Here is a 19,287-nt window from a genome sequence, read left to right on the forward strand (position 1 = left end):
GTCTGGTCTTTCCGTCGGAGGGCGGGGCGCTGCCGGAGGGATGGCGCCGGGTGGAAAAGCTGGAGGCGCTGCTGGAGGACTGCGTGCTGCGCGGTCAGGCGGAGGGCCGAAGAGGGGTGCTGTATCGTCCGGAGCCGTGGGGAAAAACGGTGGCCTTGCCCTTTGGGTGGGGGGGACCGGTTCCGCTGGAGGCGGCCTTTTGCCTTTTGTGTCCGGCGGAGCTGGAGGGCCGTTCCTATCTGCTGCTGGCGCTGGACGAGGGGGGACAGCCCCGCCGTCCGGGGAAGTGGGGGTAAGAAAAACGGCATGGCCGAAGCCATGCCGTTTCTGTCAAAATAGGATTTGTCCGCCACCGGCCGGTCAGGCCGGTGGTTTTGCGTATGGGGTTATACCTGCTCTTTGTCGTTGTTTTCCGCAATCAGGGTACGGATAACCTCCTCCGGCAGGGAGAGCAGACGGCCATATTCCCAGGCGATGCGGCTGCGGTTGCCGCCGAAGTAGGCGCCCGAGGCCACCAGGGCCTTTTTCCGGTCTTTCAGGCGTATGTATTCCTCGATCACATGGTCCGCCCGATAGAAGAGGAAGAGGAATTTCCCCTGATACTGCCCGGCGGGCACCAGGTCGGTGATGAGGGGATCGTCCTCGGGATAGAGCTTGGTCTGATGCTTGCGGCAATTTTCGTGCACAAAGGGGATGAGGGCCTCCCGGTCCTCCCGCCGGTCCAGCGGCCGGCTGACCGCCAGGGCCTTCACGCCCAGGGCGACGGTCTCGTTGTAAGCGTCGATCATGCCGCAGTCAAAGGAAAAAGAATCCATACCTTCTGTGTATTCCATATCTAGGGCCTCCTGTCTGACACTTGCATTTATTCTAACGCATTTTATAAAAGCCTGCAAGAGAAAAAGCGAGAAGGCGGTCAGGAAGGGGAGGATTCTTTCCGGGAGAGGGTGGAGGAGAGCGCGCCGGTGGGACAGACGTCCAGGCAGGCGCCGCAGCGGATACACTCCCTGCTGTTGGGGCTGAGGCAGGGGGAGAGGTCCACCTTGCAGGCCCTCTGGCAGGCGCCGCAGTGGGTACACTTGTGGGAGTCAAAGCGGAAGCGGTAGAGGGCGATTGGGTTAAAAAGACCGTAAATCGCCCCCAGGGGGCAGAGATAGCGGCAGAAGGGGCGGCAGACCACCACCGAGAGGAGGAGCAGCAGGATCAGCAGCGCGCTTTTCCAGGCGAACAGAAAGCCCAGAGCGGCGCGGAGCCCCTCGTTGAGGACGGCCAGAGGCCACCCGCCCATGAGGGTGCCGGAGGGACAGATCCACTTGCAGAACCAGGGTGAGCCCTGCCCCACGGCGTCCACGGCGAAGAGGGGGAGGAGGATCACAAACCCCGCCAGCAGCCCGTACTTGATCCACCGCAGCCAGCGGTCGCCGGGGAGGGCGCGGCACTTTTTGACAAAGGGAATTTTGTAGAGCAGATCCTGCACCAGCCCGAAGGGGCACAGCCAGCCGCAGACGAACCGGCCGAAGAAGGCGCCCACGATCAGGAGGAACCCCACCACATAGGCGGCAAAGCGGTAATTGCGGTTGGAGAGAACCGCCTGAAGGGAACCCAGGGGACAGGCGCCCAGCGCGCCGGGGCAGGAGTAGCAGTTGAGCCCCGGAACGCAGTAGGCTTTGGAGGGGCCGGAAAAGATGCGCCCCGACACAAAGCCCTGGACATAGCCGTTGGTGAGGGCGGTGACGCACAGCTGAACGGCCAGCCGGATGCGCTGGCGGAGGGAGATTTTTTTATCCAAGGCCGATACACTCCATACACAGGTTGGACGCCTTGATAAAGACGATGTCCTGTTCTCCCCGCGTCACGCCGGCGGCCATCAGGACCGCGCCCAGGGCGATCAAAAGCAGGGCGGGGAGGAGGGAGCGGAACAGGGCCCTCATTTCAGCGCCTCCAGCAGGGCGTCGATGATCTCGGCCCAGCCGTCGGCGTCCCGGGCCCCCACATAGACGCTGCCCACCTGGTCGCCGTCCTCGTTGACGAAGAAGGTGGTGGGGACGGCGTAGATCTGGCCGAGGACGTTGGAGGCCAGGTCCTGAGAGGGGATCAGATTCAGATAGGTGACGCCGGCCTCTTCCGCCAGGGCGATGGCGGTGTCCACCTGGTCCTGGTTGACGGTGCCGTCGGCGTTGAGCACATCGGACACCAGGCCGATGATCTGCACGTCCTCATAGTTCTGGCTGAGCTGGGCCAGGTCGGGCATTTCCTCCTTGCAGGGCTCGCAGTAGGTGGCCCATACGTTGACCATGGTCAGTTTTTTCCCGGTCAGGACCGACTGGTCCACCTCGTTGCCCTGGAGATCGGTGGTGGAGAAAGCGGACAGGATGGGCACGTCCTCCTGGACCACCGAGACGGAAGGGACGGGCGTGGGGGTAGGTTCCGCCGGCTGGTCGGAGCAGGCCGCCAGGGCCAGAGTCAGCAGGGCCGCGCCCGCCAGGACGGGAAGGATACGTTTCATACAAAAGCCTCCTCAATGGGAAAGAATCGTATGAACATGATAACCGCACCGGGGCGGAAAAGTCAATCCCATCTTGCAAACCGGAGGTAAAAGGTGGTAAAATAGCGCTTATGTGCCGGCACGTGGAAAAAAGCCGCCGTCCCACAGGGCTTTGACCATTACCGCGCCCATGGGTACCAAAAGCATACCCGCCGGCCCGAAGGCGGAAAAGCCGGCGTACATGGCGGCCAGGGCAGCCAGCGGCGGGAGTCCGGCCGATTTGCCCACCAGCCTGGGCTCCAGTACGCCCCGTACCGCCGCCAGCAGGGCATAGAGGGCCAGCAGTCCCAGGGCCAGCGCCGGCTTTCCCCACAAAAAGGCGCCCGCCGACCAGGGGAGAAGAACCGCACCCGCCCCCAATATAGGCAGCAGATCTACAAGGGAAATGAGCGCGGCGGCCAGCAGGGGGGCGTCCAGCCCCAGCAGGGACAGCCCAACGGTGAGGAGGGTGAAGGTCGCCGCCAGTAGCAGGCCCTGGGCGCGGAGCCAGCCGGACAGGGCGGTGCGCAGCGCGCGTCCCACCAAAGCCAGGCGCTTGTTCCAGCCGGCTGGGAGCAGCCGGCCGGCGCAGCGGCGAAGAGCGGGCCATTGGGCGCTGGTGAGGGCGGTGGCCAGTATGGTGGTCCCCAGCGCCAGCAGGAGCCGGGGCAGATCGGTGCACAGCTCCACCAGCCAGGCCACCAGCGCGGCGCTTGCCTGTCCGCCCAGATCCACAGCCTGCAATTTCAGCTGCTCAAAGGCCAGACGTATAGGCTCCTGAAGGGGAATGGGCGCGGCGGTGACCAGGCGCAGAAGGAGGACCTCCGCCCAGCGGTCCAGGCGCGCCAGACCGGCGGCCAGGGCGGGCAGATGTCCGGCCAGGGCGGTGAGCTCCGCCCAGCCGCGCCAGAGGAGCAAGGCGGCGGTCCCCAGGAGCAGGAGGGTGAGGAGTGCGGTGCAGAGGGCGGCGGCCAGCCACCGGGGGAAGGTCCGCCGGGAGAGGAACGCCACCGGCCGTTCCAGGCAGGCGGCCAGAAGAAGGGCGGCAAAGAAAGGGGAAAGGAACGGGAAGAGCAGGGCGAAACCCAGGACGGTCAAGGCGGCCAGAAGGGCGGCGCGGACCGGGGCCGGGAGCGCCCGCCAGTGGAAGGACCAGGACAAGGGCAGCCTCCTTTTGACGGAAGATTGGTGAAAATGACGAAAGTAACCGAGAGACAAGGGCGGGAAATTGGAGCGGACGCCATCGGTTTCCGGTTGCGGCGGCGTCGCCGTTATGGTACAATATAACGCATATCACGAACAAATGACTTCCCAGCAAAGACATACAGGGGGGATCGCATTGTCCAAGACACCAAAGTATTTCATTGTGGAAGCGGGCGCGCTGCCGGAGATCTTTCTCAAAGTGGCCGAGGCCAAGCGGATGCTGGAGACCGGGGAGGTGGACACCGTCCATCTGGCCACCAAGCGGGCGGGGATCAGCCGCAGTGCATTTTATAAATATAAGGATGCCGTCCGCCCGTTCAACGACATGCTGCAAGGGCGGATCGTGACGTTTCAGATCCTGCTCAAGGATGAGCCGGGGGTATTGTCCTCGGTCCTCAATATCTTTGCCCGCAGCGGCGGGAATATTCTGACCATCAACCAGGCCATCCCGGCCAACGGCTGCGCGGCGGTGACCATCGGCGCGGAGACCTCCGGGCTGGAGGTATCCATGGAGGAGCTGCTGTCCCGGGCGCTGTCGGTAGAGGGCGTGGTTCGCTGCGAGATCCTGGCGGGCTAGATGGAGAAGGAGAGAGGTAATTATGGTAAATGTAGCGATTTTGGGCTATGGCGTGGTAGGCTCCGGCGTGGCGGAGGTCCTCACCGAGAACAACGGTCAGATCGACCGGAAGGCGGAGGAGGATATCCGCCTGAAATACATTCTGGATGTGCGGGAATTTCCCCAAAGTCCCTTTGCGGACAAATTCGTCCATGATTTTGCCATCATTGAGAACGACCCCGAGGTGGACGTGGTGGTGGAGACCATCGGCGGCGCCCGGGTGGCCAAGGAGTTTACCGAGCGGGCCCTGAAGGCGGGCAAGAGCGTGGTCACCTCCAATAAGGAGCTGGTGGCCGAGCACGGCTACGACCTGCTCCGCCTGGCGGAGGAGCACGGGGTGAGCTATCTCTTTGAGGCCAGCGTGGGCGGCGGCATTCCCATCATCCGTCCCCTGAACCAGTGCCTGGCGGCCAACGAGATTGAGGAGATCGTGGGTATCCTCAACGGCACCACCAATTATATTCTCACCCGGATGATCCGGGCGGGCCTCTCCTTTGAGGCGGCGCTGAAGGAGGCTCAGCAGAACGGCTACGCCGAGCAGAACCCCACCGCCGACATCGAGGGCCACGACGCCTGCCGTAAAATCTGCATTCTGTCCGCTCTGGCCTTTGGGCGGCATGTCTATCCCGCCCAGGTGTCCACCGAGGGCATCAGCCATATCACCCTGGCCGACGTGGCCTATGCCGACGCCTGCGGCCGGAAGATCAAGCTCCTGGGCCGGGCCATTCGCCTGGAGGGGGGCAAGATCTGCGTCTATGTGGCGCCCCATCTGGTGGATGGGGAGGACCCGCTGTCCGGCGTGGAGGACGTGTTCAACGCCATCACCGTCCGGGGCAACGCGGTGGGCGATGTGATGTTCTACGGCCGGGGAGCCGGCAAGCGCCCCACCGCCTCCGCCGTGGTGGCCGACGTGGTGGACGCGGCCAAGCACCGCAAGACCAAGAAATACCTGCATTGGGACCAGGGCGACCCGGAGCTGGTGGTCAGCCCCGAGGGCCTGGAGAGCGCTTGGTATGTGCGGATGAACGCCTCCATCGAGGGAGTGCGTGCCGCGCTGGGAGAGATTTCCGCCCTGGCCCGTCCCGGCGCGCCGGCCGGCGAGGTGGCCTTCCTCACCGGCCCCATGACCGCCGGCGCGCTGGCCGAAAAGCTGGCCGGCCTGGGGACGCCCGCTTCCCAGATCCGGGTGCTGGACAAAAACCACTGACCGGACATCGGGCATAAGATGGACCGGGAGCCGATCGCTCCTTCCATATATAGACACTTCACTCTGATCGAGGGGGTACATCACTTCCATGGGACTTATCGTACAGAAATTCGGCGGGTCCTCCGTTGCTGATGCCGACCGCATCCGCAACGTGGCCCGCATCATCACCGAGACCTACCGCCGCGGGCATAACGTGGTGGCGGTTCTCTCCGCCCAGGGGGATACCACCGACGACCTCATCGCCAAGGCCGCCGAAATCAATCCCCACGCCTCCAAGCGGGAGATGGATATGCTGCTCTCCACCGGCGAACAGATTTCCTGTTCCCTGTGCGCCATGGCCATCGAGACCATGGGCTATCCGGTGATCTCGCTTACCGGCTGGCAGGCGGGGGTGCGCACCAATTCCGCCTACGGCGACGCCCGCATCAAGCGCATCGAGACCGAGCGCATCCTGGCGGAACTGGATAAACGGTGCATCGTCATCGTCACCGGTTTCCAGGGGATCAACAAGTATGACGACATCACCACCCTGGGCCGGGGCGGCTCCGACACCTCGGCGGTGGCGCTGGCCTCGGTGCTCCACGCGGACCTGTGCCAGATCTACACCGACGTGGACGGCGTGTACACCGCCGATCCCCGCCTGGTCAAGGACGCCTACAAGCTTGACGAGATCACCTACGACGAGATGCTGGAGCTGGCCACCCTGGGCGCGCAGGTCCTGCACAACCGTTCGGTGGAGATGGCCAAGCGGTATAACATCAATCTGGAGGTCCTCTCCAGCTTCTCCGGCCAGTCCGGTACAATCGTCAAGGAGGTTACAAAAACCATGGAAAAGCCCTATGTGAGCGGGGTCGCAAAGGATAAGGACATTGCCCGTCTGGCGGTTGTGGGTCTGATGGATGAGCCCGGCATCGCCTTCAAAATTTTCTCCATTCTGGCCCGGGAGCGCATCAATGTAGACATCATTCTCCAGTCCATCGGCCGGGGCGGCACCAAGGACATCAGCTTCACCGTCCGCCACAGCGATATGGAGCGGGCCAAGGAGCTGCTGGAGGAGCGGCAGTCCTCCATCGGCTTCGACCATGTGGACGTGGTGGACGACATTGCCAAGGTGTCCATCGTGGGCGCGGGCATGGTGAACAATCCGGGCGTTGCCTCCCAGATGTTTGAGGCCCTGTACAACGCTGGGATCAACATCAACATGATCTCCACCAGCGAGATCAAGGTATCGGTGCTGGTCAACAAGGAGGACGCGGACCGGGCGGTGCAGGCCATCCACGCCCGCTTCTTCAGCCAGTTCGGCAACGGGAACTGATACCTGCCTGCCCGGCGGATGGGAAAAGAAAATTGCATTTCATGCGAAAGATGTGTTATAATTGGAGCAATTACTAGGGATGGAGGTGCTCTCTATGAAACACGTCGTCATTACCATCAGCCGTCAGTACGGTTCGGGCGGGCGGATCGTCGCCCAGCGTCTGTCCCAACTGCTGGAGGTCCCCTATTATGATAAGGAGATCATTCAGAAGGTGTCCCAGGAGACGGGACTGACAGAGCATTACATCCGGCAGAACGAATTTCAGACCACGGGCAGCTTTCTCTTTGATCTGTACGGCATGACCCAGATCATGTCGCCGCCGGACCAGGTATTTGTGGCCCAGAGTAAGGCCATCAAGGCGGCGGCGGATGGGAGCAGCTGCGTGATCGTGGGGCGGTGCGCCGACTATGTGCTGGAAAAGCGGCCGTCCACCCTGAAGGTTTTTATCATGGCGCCCCTGGAGGAGCGGGTACGGCGGGCCCGGGAGGAGTATCACGACACGGCCGCCAATCTGGAGGCCTTTGTCCAGCGGCAGGACCGGCTGCGCAGCTCCTATTACAACCACTTTGTGGGCCGCCGCTGGGGCGACATGTCCAATTACGATCTTTGCATCAGCACCCGCATCGGTCTGGAGAACGCGGTGGAGGCCATCCGGCACGCCGCGCTGGCCATGGATGCGGCAATGGGATAAAGCGCCGTAAGGGCCGGGACCGCCTGAAAAGGGCTGGCCCCGGCCCCTTTTGGTCAAATGCACAAAAGGTGGGCAGAATAGGGGGAGAGGCTGTCCTGTAATGGACAAAAACACAGAAAAACCCTTGCGCCGCCGCACGGTGTTGCGCTATACTGTACAGGACAAACTTCGGGTAACGATTTTATCGTTTTGGAAGGAAAAGGTGATCGAATGGAACAGGCAAAGGTACACCAGCTGGCTGTGACGTCGGCCAAGGCCAGAGTGTATGCCATGGATATGGTGCACAAGGCGGCTTCCGGCCACATTGGCGGCTCTCTTTCCGCCATGGATCTGATGGCCGTGCTGTATTTTGACGAGATGAACATTGATCCCGCCCGTCCCCGCTGGGAGGACCGGGACCGGTTTGTGCTCTCCAAAGGACACTGTACGCCGGCGCTCTACCCCATGCTGGCGCTGCGGGGCTATTTCCCTGTGGAGCGACTCATGGAGTTCCGCGCGCTGGACGGGAATCTGTCCGGTCATCCGGATATGAACCAGGTACCGGGGGTGGATATGTCCACCGGCTCTCTGGGTCAGGGCATTTCCGCAGCGGTGGGGATGGCGCTGGCCGGTAAGGTAGACAAGAAGGACTACCGGATCTATGCCCTGCTGGGTGACGGCGAGGTGGAGGAGGGCCAGGTGTGGGAGGCTGCCATGGCGGCGGCCAAGTATCATCTGGACAACCTGTGCGCCATCGTGGACGTGAACGGGCTCCAGATTGACGGCGCCACCGCCGACGTGATGCCCAGCGAGCCGCTGGACCAGAAGTTCGCGGCTTTTGGGTGGAATGTGCTGAAGATGGACGGCCATGACTACGCCGCCATTTCCGACACCCTGGCCCAGGCCAGAACGTGCAAAGACCGTCCCACGGTGATTCTGATGAAAACTGTGAAGGGCAAGGGCGTCTCCTTCATGGAGAACGTGGCCGGCTGGCACGGCAAAGCGCCCAATGACGAGCAGTATGCCGTGGCCCACGCCGAGCTGGCGGCCGCGCTGGAAGAACTGGAGGGCAGATAAAATGGGAGAGAAGCTTGCCACCCGCGTGGCCTATGGCCGGACCTTGGCCAAACTGGGGTATGACCACCCTGAGATCGTGGCGCTGGACGCCGATCTGGCCTGCTCTACCATGAGCCAGACCTTCGGCGACGCCCACCCCGATCGCTTTTTCAACATGGGCATTGCCGAGGCCAACATGATCGGCGTGGCCGCGGGTCTCGCCGCCGCGGGCAAGAAGCCCTACGCCAGCAGCTTTGCCATGTTTGCCGCCGGCCGTGCCTTTGAGCAGATCCGCAACTCGGTGGCCTATCCCCGGCTGAATGTGAAGATCGTGGGTTCCCACGGCGGTCTGTCGGTGGGCGAGGACGGCGCTACCCATCAGTGCTGCGAGGACTTCGCCCTCATGCGCTGCCTGCCGGGCATGGTGGTCTGCTGCCCCTGCGACGCCTACGAGATGGAGCAGGCCGTCAAGGCTCTGGTGGACTATGAGGGTCCCGCCTATCTGCGTCTGGGCCGCCTGGCGGTGGAGACCGTCACCGACGCTCTGCCCAATTACAGCTTTACCCTGGGCAAGGGTACCCTCCTGCGGGCGGGCAAGGACGTGACCATCATCGCCAACGGCATGATGGTGCAGAAGGCCCTGAAGGCGGGCGAGATCCTGGCCGCCGAGGGCATCGACGCCCGCATCATTGATATGCACACCGTCAAGCCCATCGACGAGGAGATGGTGCTTCAGGCGGCCAAGGAGACCGGCGCTATTGTGGTCAGCGAGGAGCACAACATCGTGGGCGGTCTGGGCGAGGCCGTCGCCGGCTATCTGTCCGGCGTGTATCCGGTGCCTGTCATCCGCCACGGCGTGGAGGATGTGTTCGGCTGCTCCGGCAAGGCAGAGAAGGTACTGGAATACTTTGGCCTGTCCCCTGAGGGCATCGCAGCCAAGGCCCGCCAGGCGGTGGAGGCCAAGCGGAAATGAGCCCCGTCCGCCTCATCGCCTGCGATCTGGACGGCACCCTGCTGGACGCAGACCACTGCACCATACCGGCCGTCAATGTGGCGGCGCTGCGGGAAGCGTCGGCCCGTGGGGCGTCCATCGTCATTGCCAGCGGACGGCCCTGGAGCCTGGTGCAGGATATAGCGGCCCAGCTGGGCTGCCTGGATTACGCGGTCACCTGCAACGGCGCTTCGGTGGTAGAAGCGGCCACCGGAAAGACCCTGGTGGCCCATGGAATGGACCGACGGGTGTGGACCGGTATCGCCGCCGCTCTTCGCGCCTACGACATTTTCTTTTCGGTCTACTGTGAAGGGGAATGCTATGTGGAGCGTTGGATGGTGGAGAAAGCCATGCACATGGCGGAGCTGACGCTGCTCAATCCCAAATTCCAGGAGAATTTTTTGCGGATCACCACAGTGGTGGACAGCCTGGACGAGGCGCTGGCGGACCGCCGTGTGGAAAAGATCGACGCGTTCCACGTGCCGGAAGAGGCGCGAAAGCCGGTGGAAGAGGCGGTTTTGGCTTTGGGACCGGTGTATATGGCCTCCGGCCTCACCTCCAGCATGGAGTTTACCGCCGCCGGCTGCGATAAGGGCGCCGCCCTCTCGGAGCTGTGCGCCGCTCTGGGCATGGACGCCTCGGCGGTCATGGCCTTTGGGGACGGGGGCAACGACGTGGAGATGCTCCGTTGGGCGGGGCAGTCCTACGCCATGGCCAACGCCGGCCCGGCGGCCAGAGCGGCGGCCCGGTATGAGACGGCAAGCAACGCCCAGGGAGGCGTAGGCCAGGCGGTGGAGCGGGATTTTCTGCAAAAATAAGGATAAAAGACGCGCTGCGGCGGGACGGTTTCCTGCCGCAGCGCGTTTATTATTCTTCCAGATAGTGGGTGTCATTGAGTACCAGGGGATGGAGGGCGGTCCCATCCCACCGGAAGGTGCAGACGCTGGTATTTTTCAGGTTGGCGGCCTCCTCCATCCGGTCCCTGGCCAGGACATAGAGCACTGTCTTGATGGCCAGACCGTGGGAGACAGCCAGCACCTTGTCCGCCCCCATCTGTTCCGCCGTTTGCATCAGGTCGGTGAGACCGTCCGTCAGCCGGCGGCAGATGACATCGAAGGGCTGCACCATGCCGGTGCTGTCGTGATCCAGCAGGCAGTCCGCCCAGTCGGGGAGGGCGTGGAACCGGTCCGGGTGGTAGGGATCGCCGGGAAAGCGGGCGGTAAAGGCGTCCAGAAAATCCTGGACCGGTCCGCCCTCGAAGTCGCCCATGCACCACTCCCGCAGCCGGGCGTCCCGCCGGAGGGGGAGATCCGCCTGCCCGGCGTGGGACAAAATCAGGGATGCGGTCTCCACCGCCCGTCCGCTGTCGCTGGCGCAGGCCAGATCAAAGCGGACCCCTTCCCGGGCAAAGCCGTCGCCCAGCCTGGCGGCGCCCTCCCGTCCGGCGGCGGTGAGGGGGGAGTCGGACCAGCCCTGGGCCCGGTTCATCTGGTTGAACATGGTCTGCCCATGGCGGACCAAATAGAGGGTAATGGAATGTGACATGGCGCGCCTCCTCGGTCAATGGGATGTTTTGAGATAGCCTTGCCTTATTATAGCATAGGGGGAAGGGGACGAAAAGACGGGGATTTGCCCTTTTCTTTTTGACAGAACTATGGCACAATAGAACATAACAACATCGGAATGATGAAGGAGGCGTCCTGTCATGGGAAAGATGACCCGTATTCTCTGCGCGCTTTTGGCATGTACTTTGCTGCTGGGGAGCGTTCCGGCCCTGGCGGCGGAAAGCGCGCCGCCGCTGACCATTCTCTTTACCCACGACACCCACGACCACTGGTATCCGGAACCCACCGAGGACGGAACCGGCACCTATGGGGGCTATACCCGCCTGGCCACTGTTTTGAAAAGGGAGCGGGAAGAGGCGGACAACGCCGTTATCACAGTGGACGGGGGCGACTTTTCCATGGGGTCCCTGATCCAGACCATTTACAGTGAGGAGGCCCCGGAACTGCGGGCCCTGGGTGCGCTGGGGTACGACGTGACCACTTTGGGCAACCACGAGTTTGACTACCGGGCGGACGGCCTTGCCAAAATGCTCAACGCCGCCAAAGCGAGCGGCGAAGTGCTGCCCGCCATTGTCCAGGCCAACTACACCACCCCTCTGGACCCGGAGGCGGGGGCGGCGGTGACCCAGGCCCTGGCGGACTATCCAGTGACCAGCTATACCGTCATTGAGCGGGAGGGACTGCGCATCGGCGTATTTGGGGTGCTGGGCGAGGACGCCGACGAATGCGCCCCCATGTCCGGGATGGCACTGGAGCCCATCGTGGACGCGGCCAAACGGGTGGTGGAGGAGCTGGAGGAGCAGGAGGACCCGGACTATATCATCTGTCTCTCCCACAGCGGCACGGAAAACGGAAAGGGGGAGGACGTGGAGCTGGCCAAAAAGGTGGACGGTATCGACGTCATCATTTCCGGCCACACCCATACGGTGCTGGAGGAGCCCATCGCCGTCAATGACACGCTGATTGTGTCCTGCGGACCGTATACGGAAAACTTGGGCGTGCTGACGGTGGAAAAGGGGACCGACGGGCTGGCGCTGCTGGACTACCGCCTGGTGGCGCTGGACGACGGCGTGGAGGAGGACAGCGCCATGACCGCCATGGCGGACAGTTTTCAGGAATTGGTGGGGGAGACCTATCTGAAGGATTATGGCATGACCTATGACCAGGTTTTAGCTGACAACCCCTATATCTTTACAGCCATCAGCGCGCTGGGCCTGGTGCAGGAGGAGGAGCGCCTGGGCAATCTCATTGCCGACAGCTATGTGTACGCGGTGCAGGAGGCGGAGGGGACGGACTATGTGCCGGTGGATTTTGCGGTGGTGCCCTCCGGCGTGATTCGCGCCACCCTGCCCCAGGGGGCGGTGACCACGGCGGACGCTTTCAACATCCTCTCTCTGGGGATTGGGGCGGATGGGACGCCGGGCTATCCGCTCATCTCGGTCTATCTCACCGGCGCGGAACTGAAGGACGCCTTTGAGGTAGACGCATCGGTGACACCGCTGATGCCGGCGGCCCAGCTGTACGGCGCGGGGATGCAATGGAGCTTCAACACCCACCGGATGATTTTTGACAAGGTGACCGGCTGCGCCCAGATTTTGCCCGACGGGAGCACGGCGGAGATCGAGGACGACCGGCTCTACCGGGTGGTGGCCGACCTGTATACCGGCCAGATGCTGGGGGCGGTGAACGCCCAGTCCTTCGGGCTTTTGACCATTACGCCCCGGGACGAGAGCGGCGCGCCGCTGGAGGACCTGGAGAGCCGCATCATCCAGGATCAGAACGGCGCGGAAGTGAAGGCTTGGTATGCGCTGGCCGGTTATCTCCGGTCCATGGGGACGGTGGACAGCCGTTACAGCGGGCCGGAGGGCCGTAAGGTGGTGTCGGACAGCTGGAACCCGGTGGAGCTGGTGTCCCATCCCCGGCTTTTGACGGTGATCGTATGGCTGGTGCTCCTGCTGGTGGTGGTGCTGGCGGTATTTTTGATCGTCCGCCTTACCGGCGGCCAGCGGCGGCGGAAGGGGTATGGCAGAAGGAGCCGGCGCGGCTATCGGTCCTACCGTGGCTGAGGGGCTCTGGTACTTTTCCCCCACCGGGACCGGCCGGGCGGTGGCGGAGGGGTTGGAGGAAAGATTTCCCGGTCTAACTCTCCACGGACTGACCACGCCGGAGGAGCGCGCCGGGGCACCGCGTCCCGAAGCGGGAGACCGCGGTACGCTGATTTTTCCGGTCTACGCCAACGGCGTGCCGGAGCTGCTGCTGGACTGGCTGGAGGAGCTGCCCGTCCGTCCGGTGCGGTGGGTGCTCATCGCGGTTTACGGCAGCGTGAACCGGGGGCAGGCTTTGGAGGAATGCGCCCGGGCGGTGACGGAGAAGGGCGGGACGGTAGTGGGCGCGGCGGCGCTGCCCGGCCCTCACTGCTACGACTGTGTGCCCGGCGTCCCCAAGCGGACCAACGCCTGGGACTGGCTGGCGCTGGAGGCGTTTTACCGGGACGTGAAGGAACGGGAGCGGGGGATTTGTCTGCCTCCGCCGGGGGCTCACGTGCCGCAGCGGTTGATGGCCTGGCTGTGCGCGCCGCCGCCCAAAAGGGGAGCGGGATGCACCGGCTGCGGGAGCTGCGCGGCGGTCTGTCCCACCGGCGGGCGGGGCTGCATCCGCTGCGGGGCCTGCGTAAGGGTCTGTCCCACGGGGGCAAAGCGGCTGGTTTTCCGTACGCCTCTTCCGCTCTGGTACATCCGGCGGGGGATGGCGGAAGAAAAAACCGCATTTTTTCAAAAATAGCTCTTGCATCCGAAGGAAAAATAGGATATACTATCGGAGCATGATTACACACATCGGTTGATTTTATGCCCGGTTGCCCGCAAGGGTGGGCAGGGAAGATGAGACCGGTGGCGGTAACAACAAAAGGAGGAATATCAATCATGGCAGTCGTTTCTATGAAGCAGCTCCTGGAGGCCGGCGTGCATTTCGGCCACCAGACCCGTCGGTGGAACCCCAAGATGGCCACCTACATCTACACCGAGCGCAATGGTATCTATATCATTGACCTGCAAAAGACCGTGAAGAAGCTGGAAGAGGCCTACAACTTCGTCCGTTCTCTGGGCGAGAGCGGCCAGACCCTGCTCTTTGTGGGCACCAAGAAGCAGGCCCAGGAGGCCATCAAGGAAGAGGCCGGCCGCTGCGGCATGTACTATGTGAACGCCCGCTGGCTGGGCGGTATGCTCACCAACTTCAAGACCATGCGCGGCCGCGTGGAGCGTCTCAACCAGCTGAAGAAGATGCAGGAGGACGGCACCTTCGATATGCTGCCCAAGAAGGAAGTCATGAAGCACTTGGGCGAGATCGCCAAGCTGGAGAAGTACCTGGGCGGCGTGACCGAGATGAAGAAGCTGCCCGGCGCTCTGTTTGTCGTTGACCCCCGCAAGGAGCGCAACGCCATCAACGAGGCCCGCAAGCTGAACATCCCCATCGTGGCCATCGTCGATACCAACTGCGACCCCGACGAGATCGACTATGTGATCCCCGGCAACGATGACGCCATCCGCGCCATCAAGCTGATCTCCGGCGTGATGGCCAACGCCATCCAGGAGGGCAAGCAGGGTCAGGACGCCGCCGCCGAGGAGGCCGCCAAGACCGAGGAGACCGCCGAGTAATCCGGCAGGTCCCATTGCACAGGATATCGGGAGCGCCCGCCCGTGCGGGCAGGCGCTCCTTTCTTTTTACCAAACAAGTTATGGAGGTATGTGATCATGGCAATCACTGCAAAGGACGTACAGAAGCTGCGCGAGATGACCGGCGTTGGCATGATGGCCTGTAAGAAGGCCCTCACCGAGGCCGAGGGCGATATGGACAAGGCCGTGGAGCTGCTCCGCGAGAAGGGCCTGGCCGCTTCCCAGAAGAAGGCCGGCCGCATCGCCGCCGAGGGTATGGCCTACGCCGCCGTCATCGACGGCATCGGCGTGGTGGTCGAGGTCAATGCCGAGACCGACTTCGTGGCCAAGAATGAGAAGTTCGTGGACTTCGTCCACGGCGTGGCCGCCACCGTGGCCGCCAACAAGCCCGCCGACCTGGACGCCCTGATGGCCTGCAAGTACCAGGGGACCGACCTGACCGTCACCGAGCAGCAGCAGGAGATGGTGTTGGTCATCGGCGAGAACATCAAGGTCCGCCGCTTTGCCTTCTACACCGAGGGCGTCTCCGTGCCCTACAACCATGCCGGCGGTAAGATCGGCGTGCTGGTCAACCTGGAGACTAGCCTGACTGCCGAGCAGGTGGAGACCGCCGGTAAGGACGTGGCCATGCAGATCGCCGCGCTGAATCCCCGCTTCTGGGACAAGAGCCAGGTGGATCAGGCCACTCTGGACGAGGAGAAGAAGATCATGATGGTCCAGATGGCCAACGACCCCAAGATGGCCTCCAAGCCCGAGCAGGTCCGCGAGAAGATCGTCATGGGTAAGCTGAACAAGTTCTACGAGGAGAACTGCCTGCTGCAGCAGGACTTCGTGAAGGACGGCTCCATGACCGTGGAGCAGTATGTGGCTTCCGCCGCCAAGGCTCTGGGCGGCACCATCACCTTCAAGGCCGCCGTCCGCTTTGAGAAGGGCGAGGGCATCGAGAAGAAGCAGGAGAACTTCGCCGAGGAGATCGCCAAGCAGCTGGGCAAGTAAGCTTCCGGCTCTTATTTGATAAACGAGAACGAGGTTAGGAATCAGAAATGGTTCCTAACCTCGTTTTTCGTTCGTAGGGGCGACCTTTATGGTCGCCCGCGTGGTTTGCAGTATGGACGGCGGGCGCCGCAAGGGCTTATCCAACCGAGGGGTGGAACACATACCGTTCCAGCCGGTCAAAGGCCTCCCGCACCAGCGGATGCGGCAGGGCCAGATTCATCCGGATGGACCAGGGACCGTGGAAGGGCCGTCCGTCCTGCCAGATCACGCCCACCGACACACCGGCGCGGAGAAGCTCATCCAGGCTCTTGCTGTTTTGACGGCACCACTCTTCACAATCCAAAAAGAGCATGTAAGTGCCCTCCGGTTTGGCCAGGGTGACGCCGGGGAAGCGGGCGCGGATAAAATCCACGGCGTAATCTACATTTTCCCCCAAAACCTGCCGCAGCTCGTCCACCCAGCGCCCCCCGGCGTCGCTGTACGCGGCAATGAGGGCGTGCATGGAGAGGACGTTCATTTCATTATAGTGGGAGCGGGCGGAACACTGCTCCATCCGTTCCCGCAGATAGTCGTTGTAAACGATGTGGTAAGCGCCCACCAGCCCTGCCAGGTTGAAGGTCTTGCTGGGGGCATAGAGGGCGACGGTCCGCTGCCGGGCGTCAGGGGAGACGCTTTGCGTGGGGATATGGCGATGCGTGCCTAGAGTGAGATCAGACCAGATCTCATCGGAGATGACGTAGACGTTATATTTCCGAAAGAGGTCCATGGCCCGTTCCAGCTCTTCCCCCGTCCAGACCCGGCCGCAGGGATTGTGGGGGGAGCAGAGGATGGCGGCATGGATAGAATGGGCTTTGAGCTTTTCCTCCATATCGTCGTAATCCATCCGCCAAACGCCCTGCCCGTCCTGCCGGAGGGGGCTTTGTACGATGGAACAGCCGTAGCGCTCCAGGCTTTTGGTAAAGCCGATGTAGGTGGGGGAGTGGAGGAGGACCTTGCCGCCGGGGGCGCAGAGCACCTGCAAGGCGGAGAGCAGGCCGCCCAACACACCGTTTTCGTAGCCAATGTGGCGCCGTTCCAGGCCGGAGACGCCGTTTCGGGTCTGATGCCACCGGAGGATGGCGTTATAGTAGTCGTCGGAGGGGAGAAAATAGCCGTAGGCCGGGTGAGAGGCCCGGCGGATGATGGCCTCCGGGATGGCGGGCAGAGTGGGGAAGTTCATATCGGCCACCCACATGGGCAGCCGGGAGAAGCCGGGCCGGATCTGAGCGCCTGGGATGGGAATGACATCCACCGCCAGCGCGTCCCGTCCCTGCCGGTCCAGGGGAGAGAGAAAATCAAATTCCATGAAAAACGACCTCGTTCCGGTAGAAGTGGAATAACGGGATTATAGCATAAAAATCCCGCGCTGTCACCGGCGAGGCGGCAGGCATGAAAAAGGGCTGCCGGTCCTGGTGGGGACGGGCAGCCGGAGGGGCAAGATTCAGGGGGGCGGAAGGGACGGCGCGGCGCATACCGCGCACAGGGCTTCCAGCCGGGCCAGGCGCTGGGCCAGGGCGTCGTCCAGCCGGCCGGTCTGGGGGAGCCCCAGGGCGCGCTGGACCCGGCACAGGTTACGGCGGGTGGCGGCGCAGGGCCGTCCGCTGACGGGGCAGTCCTCCAGAGGGGAGAGCAGCGGGGCAAGGCGGCGGAACATCCGCTGGACCTGGATCAATTGGGGGTCGGAGCCTGGCATTGGGGAAACCTCCTTTCAAGCCTGGGCGGGCAGAGCGCCCAGGGGCAGCAGAATATCATTGACCACCACGGTGTCTCGGATGCCGGCGTAGTCCTGATAGAGGGCGGCCCAGGTATCGCCGTCCACGGCGCCGGTCTGTGGAAGGCCGGACTCCCGCTGGAAAGCCAGCACCGCCTGCCGGGTGGCGGGGCCGTATACGCCGTCTACGGTAACGGCTGGAATGGCGGGATAGAACTCGGAGAGGACATCCAGCATATACTGGAGGATCTTGACCCGGTCGCCCTCGCTGCCGGAGCGGAGGAGCTCGGCGGCAGCGTCCCGGAACTCCACACCGTAAAAGGTCTGCCCCTCGCTGACCAGCTCGGCCAGATCGGTGACGCCCACGTAGAGGTAGACCATTTTATACCAGGTGGCGGTGCCCACGATACCGTCAGGGGTGAGGCCGAAGATACGCTGGAAGGTTTCCACGGCCTTTTGGGTGTTGGGGCCGAAGATACCGTCGGCCTGAATGGTTGGGATGGCGGGATAATCCTGGGAGATGCGGCGGAGCATGGTCTGCATCTGTACCACGCTGGGGCCGGAATCTCCCTGGCGGAGGGGATAGCCGGGGTAGGAGTAGCGCACCCCCATAACCGGTGCGTTGGTGACCAGTTCGATGTTGTCGCCGTAATAATAACGGAGGATGGACATGGCGTCGTAGCCCTGCTCGGCCAGGGCCTGGCTGCCCCACTGGGAGAGCCCGTCGCAGGTAACGGTGGTACCGTTGCAGAACTTGGCGGCCAGGGGCTCCACATAGCCGATGCGGCGGATATAAGTGGTAAAGAGCTCATCCACCAGCTGCTCGATGTTTTCAAAGAAGCTGCGCCCCTTGATGAATTTCTGGTCATAAGCGGTGCTGGAGGTGATGTTGAAGGGATAGCCCCGGCTGGGATAGAACTCGGTATAGACCCGATTGAGGGCAAAGGAGATGATGGCCAGGATATTGGCCTTGAGGGCTTCCGGCTCCCAGGTGGGATAGATCTCGCTGGAGGCCACGTTTTTCACATAGTCGGGAAAGGGAACCGTGACATTTTCAGCGTTGGAATCGGGCGATCCGAGGTGGACGGTGATATACTGGGGAATGTAGGGGGTTACGATGGGGGGCAAAGGGACCGCCTCCTTTCAAAGGGTCTGGGGCGTGGTGTAGGAAAACTGGGTATTGTCTGGGTTGGGCTGGGTATGCTCAGGCAAGGGGATAAGGGCGATGTCCTGTACGGTCTCCACACCGGGGAAGATCTGCACGCCGGTCGAGACGCTGTACTCATAACCCGGCGCCTCGGTCCAGATGTTGCAGGTGGCGAAGGGGGTCTCTCCGCCGGGAGAGGCGCCCTCGGCCAGATTCGGAGTGGCGATGCGGACGGGTACGGTATGGCCGTTCTGGTCTGTGACCCGGACAGCCAGCAGGGTCTGGCGGCCGCCGAAGCCGCCTTGGGTGAAGGCGACGGTGGCGCCCTGGATGGGGATACGGGCCACAGAGGTAAAGACGCGGACGGCGATGGTGCCGATAGAAGCCAAGGGACACTCCTCCTTTGAATGGGATCGCGGTCGTTCGGGCTATCCTATGCGGCGGCGGGAAGAAATGTGAAAAAAATTTGAAAAAGTGTAGGTTTGTCAAACATATTGGACAGTGAACTCAGAGGGAGAAAGCCAGCCCAGGGGCCTCATGGGAAAGTTGTTTGAGCGGCGGTTGTGGACAGCAAGTTGC

General features: G+C 62.8%; 22 protein-coding genes. 12 read left to right on the top strand and 10 right to left on the bottom strand.

Annotation, left to right across the window (positions count from 1 at the left end; translation table 11 throughout):
* The coding region (locus H7U37_RS11700; protein WP_204875900.1) for a hypothetical protein at nucleotides 1-296 on the top strand (296 nt) is incomplete at its 5' end.
* Nucleotides 297-386: 90 nt separating this feature from the next.
* On the opposite strand, the gene H7U37_RS11705 is transcribed toward H7U37_RS11700, so the two are convergent.
* The 5 genes from H7U37_RS11705 to H7U37_RS11725 all read right to left on the bottom strand — a co-directional run bounded on the left by H7U37_RS11705 (nucleotide 387) and on the right by H7U37_RS11725 (nucleotide 3,682).
* Complete coding sequence (locus H7U37_RS11705; protein WP_204875901.1) at nucleotides 387-833, bottom strand: hypothetical protein; 447 nt, start codon at nucleotides 831-833, stop codon at nucleotides 387-389.
* An 80-nt stretch (nucleotides 834-913) separates the two neighbouring features.
* Nucleotides 914-1,786: a 4Fe-4S binding protein gene (locus H7U37_RS11710; protein WP_204875905.1), complete on the bottom strand. Its 873-nt coding sequence runs from the start codon at nucleotides 1,784-1,786 to the stop codon at nucleotides 914-916.
* Entirely contained in the window at nucleotides 1,779-1,928 is a 150-nt protein-coding gene (locus H7U37_RS11715) for a CD1871A family CXXC motif-containing protein (protein WP_204875906.1), read from the bottom strand. The genes H7U37_RS11710 and H7U37_RS11715 overlap by 8 nt, the downstream gene beginning before the upstream one ends.
* On the bottom strand, nucleotides 1,925-2,503 hold the full coding sequence (locus H7U37_RS11720; RefSeq protein ID WP_204875907.1) for a TlpA family protein disulfide reductase: 579 nt from the start codon (nucleotides 2,501-2,503) through the stop codon (nucleotides 1,925-1,927). The genes H7U37_RS11715 and H7U37_RS11720 overlap by 4 nt, the downstream gene beginning before the upstream one ends.
* Nucleotides 2,504-2,611: 108 nt before the next feature.
* Complete coding sequence (locus tag H7U37_RS11725) at nucleotides 2,612-3,682, bottom strand: AI-2E family transporter (protein ID WP_204875909.1); 1,071 nt, start codon at nucleotides 3,680-3,682, stop codon at nucleotides 2,612-2,614.
* A gap of 178 nt (nucleotides 3,683-3,860) precedes the next feature.
* Here H7U37_RS11725 and H7U37_RS11730 point away from each other — a divergent pair, with 178 nt between their 5' ends.
* From H7U37_RS11730 to H7U37_RS11760, 7 genes are all read left to right on the top strand, one after another.
* On the top strand, nucleotides 3,861-4,301 hold the full coding sequence (locus H7U37_RS11730; RefSeq protein WP_204875911.1) for an ACT domain-containing protein: 441 nt from the start codon (nucleotides 3,861-3,863) through the stop codon (nucleotides 4,299-4,301).
* Nucleotides 4,302-4,323: 22 nt separating this feature from the next.
* Complete coding sequence (locus tag H7U37_RS11735; protein WP_204875913.1) at nucleotides 4,324-5,547, top strand: homoserine dehydrogenase; 1,224 nt, start codon at nucleotides 4,324-4,326, stop codon at nucleotides 5,545-5,547.
* A gap of 88 nt (nucleotides 5,548-5,635) precedes the next feature.
* The gene (locus tag H7U37_RS11740) at nucleotides 5,636-6,862 is read left to right on the top strand and encodes an aspartate kinase (protein WP_204875914.1); all 1,227 of its coding nucleotides are present in this window, start codon (nucleotides 5,636-5,638) and stop codon (nucleotides 6,860-6,862) included.
* Between the two features lie 94 nt (nucleotides 6,863-6,956).
* Nucleotides 6,957-7,553, top strand: a complete 597-nt coding sequence (locus H7U37_RS11745; RefSeq protein ID WP_204875916.1) for a cytidylate kinase-like family protein — start codon at nucleotides 6,957-6,959, stop codon at nucleotides 7,551-7,553.
* Between the two features lie 210 nt (nucleotides 7,554-7,763).
* The gene (locus H7U37_RS11750; protein WP_204875918.1) at nucleotides 7,764-8,609 is read left to right on the top strand and encodes a transketolase; all 846 of its coding nucleotides are present in this window, start codon (nucleotides 7,764-7,766) and stop codon (nucleotides 8,607-8,609) included.
* A gap of 1 nt (nucleotide 8,610) precedes the next feature.
* Entirely contained in the window at nucleotides 8,611-9,561 is a 951-nt protein-coding gene (locus H7U37_RS11755) for a transketolase family protein (protein ID WP_204875919.1), read from the top strand.
* Nucleotides 9,558-10,397 (top strand): HAD family hydrolase, encoded by an 840-nt coding sequence (locus tag H7U37_RS11760; RefSeq protein ID WP_204875920.1) that lies wholly within the window; start codon nucleotides 9,558-9,560, stop codon nucleotides 10,395-10,397. The genes H7U37_RS11755 and H7U37_RS11760 overlap by 4 nt, the downstream gene beginning before the upstream one ends.
* A gap of 49 nt (nucleotides 10,398-10,446) precedes the next feature.
* On the opposite strand, the gene H7U37_RS11765 is transcribed toward H7U37_RS11760, so the two are convergent.
* Nucleotides 10,447-11,124 carry a histidine phosphatase family protein gene (locus H7U37_RS11765; protein WP_204875921.1) on the bottom strand — a complete coding sequence of 226 codons (678 nt, stop codon included), beginning with the start codon at nucleotides 11,122-11,124 and terminating at the stop codon, nucleotides 10,447-10,449.
* A gap of 160 nt (nucleotides 11,125-11,284) precedes the next feature.
* Here H7U37_RS11765 and H7U37_RS11770 point away from each other — a divergent pair, with 160 nt between their 5' ends.
* From H7U37_RS11770 to tsf, 4 genes are all read left to right on the top strand, one after another.
* Nucleotides 11,285-13,210 (top strand): bifunctional metallophosphatase/5'-nucleotidase, encoded by a 1,926-nt coding sequence (locus H7U37_RS11770; protein ID WP_204875923.1) that lies wholly within the window; start codon nucleotides 11,285-11,287, stop codon nucleotides 13,208-13,210.
* Nucleotides 13,203-13,925 (top strand): 4Fe-4S binding protein, encoded by a 723-nt coding sequence (locus H7U37_RS16275; RefSeq protein ID WP_204875924.1) that lies wholly within the window; start codon nucleotides 13,203-13,205, stop codon nucleotides 13,923-13,925. The genes H7U37_RS11770 and H7U37_RS16275 overlap by 8 nt, the downstream gene beginning before the upstream one ends.
* Nucleotides 13,926-14,065: 140 nt before the next feature.
* Nucleotides 14,066-14,797, top strand: coding sequence for a 30S ribosomal protein S2 (gene rpsB / locus H7U37_RS11780; protein ID WP_204875925.1), 732 nt, complete (start codon nucleotides 14,066-14,068; stop codon nucleotides 14,795-14,797).
* 96 nt (nucleotides 14,798-14,893) lie between these two features.
* Nucleotides 14,894-15,811, top strand: coding sequence for a translation elongation factor Ts (tsf, locus tag H7U37_RS11785; protein ID WP_204875926.1), 918 nt, complete (start codon nucleotides 14,894-14,896; stop codon nucleotides 15,809-15,811).
* 136 nt (nucleotides 15,812-15,947) lie between these two features.
* Here tsf and H7U37_RS11790 read toward each other — a convergent pair whose 3' ends face one another.
* The 4 genes from H7U37_RS11790 to H7U37_RS11805 form a co-directional block, all read right to left on the bottom strand.
* The gene (locus H7U37_RS11790; RefSeq protein WP_204875929.1) at nucleotides 15,948-17,156 is read right to left on the bottom strand and encodes a MalY/PatB family protein; all 1,209 of its coding nucleotides are present in this window, start codon (nucleotides 17,154-17,156) and stop codon (nucleotides 15,948-15,950) included.
* A gap of 135 nt (nucleotides 17,157-17,291) precedes the next feature.
* The gene (locus H7U37_RS11795; RefSeq protein ID WP_204875932.1) at nucleotides 17,292-17,543 is read right to left on the bottom strand and encodes a peptidoglycan-binding protein; all 252 of its coding nucleotides are present in this window, start codon (nucleotides 17,541-17,543) and stop codon (nucleotides 17,292-17,294) included.
* A 15-nt stretch (nucleotides 17,544-17,558) separates the two neighbouring features.
* Complete coding sequence (locus tag H7U37_RS11800; RefSeq protein WP_204875935.1) at nucleotides 17,559-18,689, bottom strand: peptidoglycan-binding protein; 1,131 nt, start codon at nucleotides 18,687-18,689, stop codon at nucleotides 17,559-17,561.
* Between the two features lie 15 nt (nucleotides 18,690-18,704).
* Nucleotides 18,705-19,097, bottom strand: a complete 393-nt coding sequence (locus H7U37_RS11805) for a spore cortex-lytic protein (RefSeq protein WP_204875937.1) — start codon at nucleotides 19,095-19,097, stop codon at nucleotides 18,705-18,707.
* Nucleotides 19,098-19,287: the final 190 nt, after the last annotated feature.

The sequence above is a fragment of the Pseudoflavonifractor phocaeensis genome, from assembly GCF_016901735.1.
In the GTDB taxonomy this organism is placed as follows: Bacteria; Bacillota; Clostridia; order Oscillospirales; family Oscillospiraceae; genus Pseudoflavonifractor_A.